General features: G+C 61.6%; 4 protein-coding genes and 1 pseudogene. 2 read left to right on the plus strand and 3 right to left on the minus strand.

The annotated features are described in order from the left end of the window. The 3 genes and pseudogenes from EN943_RS35675 to EN943_RS35685 all read right to left on the minus strand — a co-directional run. Window positions 1-637: pseudogene (locus tag EN943_RS35675) on the minus strand (formate dehydrogenase); the annotation flags it as partial. Then, window positions 634-1113 (minus strand): formate dehydrogenase subunit gamma, encoded by a 480-nt coding sequence (locus EN943_RS35680; protein WP_027039671.1) that lies wholly within the window; start codon window positions 1111-1113, stop codon window positions 634-636. The gene EN943_RS35680 and the pseudogene EN943_RS35675, both read right to left, overlap by 4 nt. Window positions 1114-1289: 176 nt before the next feature. Beyond that, window positions 1290-2204, minus strand: a complete 915-nt coding sequence (locus EN943_RS35685; protein WP_013528010.1) for a LysR family transcriptional regulator — start codon at window positions 2202-2204, stop codon at window positions 1290-1292. Between the two features lie 151 nt (window positions 2205-2355). Here EN943_RS35685 and EN943_RS35690 point away from each other — a divergent pair, with 151 nt between their 5' ends. Then, entirely contained in the window at window positions 2356-2997 is a 642-nt protein-coding gene (locus tag EN943_RS35690; protein ID WP_127416462.1) for a DUF47 domain-containing protein, read from the plus strand. Between the two features lie 3 nt (window positions 2998-3000). Next, the coding region (locus EN943_RS35695) for an inorganic phosphate transporter (RefSeq protein ID WP_164778564.1) at window positions 3001-3835 on the plus strand (835 nt) is incomplete at its 3' end.

Genomic DNA, 3835 nt, shown 5'->3' on the forward strand with positions numbered 1-3835 from the left:
TGGCTATACCGGCGATCGTCATGCCTTCGATCAGTACGAAGGGATCACCTTCCATGATCATGCGGTCGGCGAAGGTGCCCGAATCGCCCTCATCGGCGTTGCAGACGATGTATTTGCGGTCGCCTGATGTATCGAGCACCGTCTTCCATTTGATGCCGGTCGGGAAGCCCGCGCCACCGCGCCCGCGCAGGCCGGATTCGGTCACCTGGGTCACGATGGCGGCAGGCGTCAGCGCCAGCGCGTTCGTCAGTCCATTCAACCCGCCATGTTTTTTGTAGGATTCCAGCGACAGCGGATCCGTGACGCCGCAGCGCGCGAAGGTCAGCCGCGTCTGCTTGGCGAGGAAGGGGATCTTGTCCGGCGCGCCCAACCAGCGTTTGTGATGGCCGCCGGTGAGGAAGCCGCTGTCGAACAGGCTTTTGACGTCGGACGGCTTGACCGGCCCGTAGGCGACGCGGCCGTTGGCTGTCGCAACTTCGACCATCGGTTCGAGGAAATAGGCGCCGCGCGAACCGTTGCGGACGATCTTGGCCTCGATGCCGCGCTCGGCAAGCTCACTTGCGATCGCCCTGGCCACTTTTTCGGCGCCCAGCGCCAGTGCGCCGGAATCGCCGGGAATGTAGATACGCGGGATCATGAGCGCACCTCTGCAACGATCTCGTCGAGCTTCTCGTCATCGAGCCGCCCGATCACCTCGCCATCCAGCATGGCGGCGGGCGAACAGGCGCACAGGCCGAGACAATAAACCGGCTCCAGCGTCACCGAACCGTCGCGGGTCGTTTCATGAAAGCCGATGCCCAGCAGCTGCTTCAGCTTGGCGGCGATGGCGTCCGAACCCATCGACTGGCAGGATTCCGCCTGGCAGAGCTTCAGCACATGGCGGCCTGCCGGATGGCTGCGGTAATCGTGATAGAAGCTGACGACGCCGTGCACCTCGGCCCTGGAAATGTTCAGCGCCTCGGCGATGACCGGCAGCGCATCCTTGGGCACATGGCCGAACTCTTCCTGGATGCCGTGGAGGATCGGCAGCAACGGGCCTTCGAGGCCCTTCATCTCCTGGATGATCGCGACCGTGCGCGACGTAATCTCGGTACTTGCAGGCTGCATTGTCATGCAGCGCCCTCCCTATCGTAGCGACCCACACATATCGGTCAAAAGCATCAAGCTGTTTTGGAACAACGACATGCGCGTGCCGCTTTATCGCTAAGTGCTTAAGAAACCAGAGAAAACCTCTGAAATCAATAAAGCGGTTTCGTTGTACGATAGAAATTTTCTATCGCCCCGTTTGACTAACCCTGTCTAGCGGAACGGTTGGCATGGAAATCGTCCGCCAGCGCCATTGCCTCGTCCAGCAGCGCCGAGACCAAAGGTGTGTGCGGTTCGCGCGGTGTCGCCACGAGGCCGACCGTGTGGCTGGCGTCTGGCTCGATGATCGGAATGGCCCGGATCGGCTCGGAAAAGCCGAATGTTTCCGCCAGGTTGAGTGGCATGATCGACGACCATTTGCCGGTGCGGATGTGCGAAAACAGCACGATCATCGAATTGGATTCCAGCGTCGGCCGCACCTGCACGCCGGCTTCAGCCAGATGCTGATCGATGATGCGGCGGTTCTGCATGTCCGGCGTCAACAGGCACAGCGGCAGGCTTGAGAGCTCCGCCCATGTCACTTTGTCGCGGTCGGAATAGGGATTTCCCATCGCGGTGATCAGTTGGTAGCGCTCGTCATAGAGCGGCACGCTGGTCACCCGCCCCAGCGGCTCGTTGTCGAGATAGGTGATGCCGGCATCGATGTCGAAATTGCCGAGCAGCGACAGCACCTCGATCGAGGTCCGCGACAGCACCGAAAAGGTGACGCCTGGATGCTTTTCGCGAAAGGGCGTCGTCAGCCGCGGCAGCATGGCGAGCGCCGTCGGGATGGCGGCGATGCGGATACGGCCGGAAAGTCCGTGGCGCGCCGCGCGCATTTCCTCGCGCATGGTCCTGGTGTCGCCGACGATGCGGCGTGCCCACACCAGCACCTGTTTTCCCTCAGGCGTCAGCCCCTGGAAGCGTGAGCCGCGCAGAACCAGCATGACGCCAAGCTGGCCTTCCAACTGCTTGATGCCGGCCGAGAGCGTCGGTTGGGTGACGCCGCACACCTCCGCCGCCCGGCCGAAATGCTCCTCCCTGGCGAGCGCGATGAAGAATTCCAGCTTGTCGATCATGCGATCTTTCCGGTCGTTCGCTGCAAGGTCGGGGAAATTGTGCTCTACCGCAAGCACCACGCACAATTGCCCTGCATCCACACCTTTAAGCCGGCTACCTGTTTCCCGCGGCGCGATGCGGCGCTATGTGGATGAAACTGGGAGATCGACCATGCTGGGCTGGTTCCGCAAGCTTTTGCCGCGCGAAGATCGCTTCTTCGATTTGTTCGAACGACATTCCCGCACCGTGGTCGGCGGCGCCGAGGCGCTGGAGCAGCTTCTCCAAGGCAGGGATATCGACCTCTGGTGCCAGAAAATCATCGATCTCGAAGATGAGGCCGACCACATCACCGCGGAAGTCCTGCTGGCGGTGCGGCGCTCCTTCATCACGCCTTTCGATCGCGGCGACATCAAGGACCTGATCCAGTCGATGGATGATGCCATCGATATGATGCACAAGACGGTCAAGACGGTGAAGCTGTTCGAGCGCAAGGAGTTCGATCCGCTGATGCAGGAAATGGGTAGCGTCATCGTCGCCGCCGCCAAGCTGGTGGCCGAAGCGATCCCGCTGCTCAACAAGGTCGCGACGCATACTGTGCGCCTCAACGCCATCGCCGAAGAGGTGATGCGCGTCGAAAGCCGGGCCGACGACCTGCATGAGCAAGGGCTGAAGGATCTCTTCAGGAAGCACGGCAGCAGCGATCCGATGGCGTACATGATCGGCAGCGAGATTTATGGCCAACTGGAAAAGGTGGTCGACCGCTTCGAGGACGTTGCCAACGAGATCAGCGGCATCGTCATTGAGAATGTCTAGGTGATGGAAGCAACCATTGCCTTTCCCGTGCTGGCCGGCCTCGTCGCCGTCGCACTGTTCTTCGACTTTCTCAACGGCCTGCACGATGCCGCCAATTCCATCGCCACCATCGTTTCCACCAGGGTGCTGCGGCCGCAATATGCGGTGCTGTGGGCGGCATTCTTCAATTTCATCGCCTTCATGTTCTTCGGCCTCCACGTTGCCGAGACCATAGGCAAAGGTATCATAGACGTCAGCATCGTCACCCCGGCGGTGATCTTTGCAGCCTTGGTCGGCGCCATCGTCTGGAACATCGTCACCTGGATCGCCGGCATCCCTTCGAGCAGCTCGCATGCGCTGATCGGCGGCCTGGTCGGCGCCGGTGTGGCAAAGGCAGGCGTGGGCGCCATCGTATGGACCGGGCTTGGCAAGACGGTTGCGGCAATCGTCTTGTCGCCGGCGACCGGCTTTATTCTGGCGCTCGTCCTGATTCTCGTCGTCTCATGGCTCTTCGTGCGCCAGACGCCGTTTGCGGTCGACAGCACCTTCCGCGTCATGCAGTTCTTTTCCGCCTCGCTCTATTCCCTCGGGCACGGCGGCAATGACGCCCAGAAGACCATGGGCATCATCGCCGTGCTGCTCTATTCGCAAGGCATGCTCGGCGCGACTTTCTACGTACCGCTCTGGGTGGTCCTCACCTGCCAGTCGGCGCTGGCGCTCGGCACTCTGTTCGGCGGCTGGCGCATCGTTCACACCATGGGCTCGAAGATCACCCGGCTGAACCCGATGCAGGGTTTTTGCGCCGAGACCGGCGGGGGGATCACGCTGTTTGCGGCGACCTGGCTCGGCGTTCCCGTAT

Source organism: Mesorhizobium sp. M7A.F.Ca.US.006.01.1.1 (genome assembly GCF_003997935.1).
Classification (GTDB): Bacteria; Pseudomonadota; Alphaproteobacteria; order Rhizobiales; family Rhizobiaceae; genus Mesorhizobium.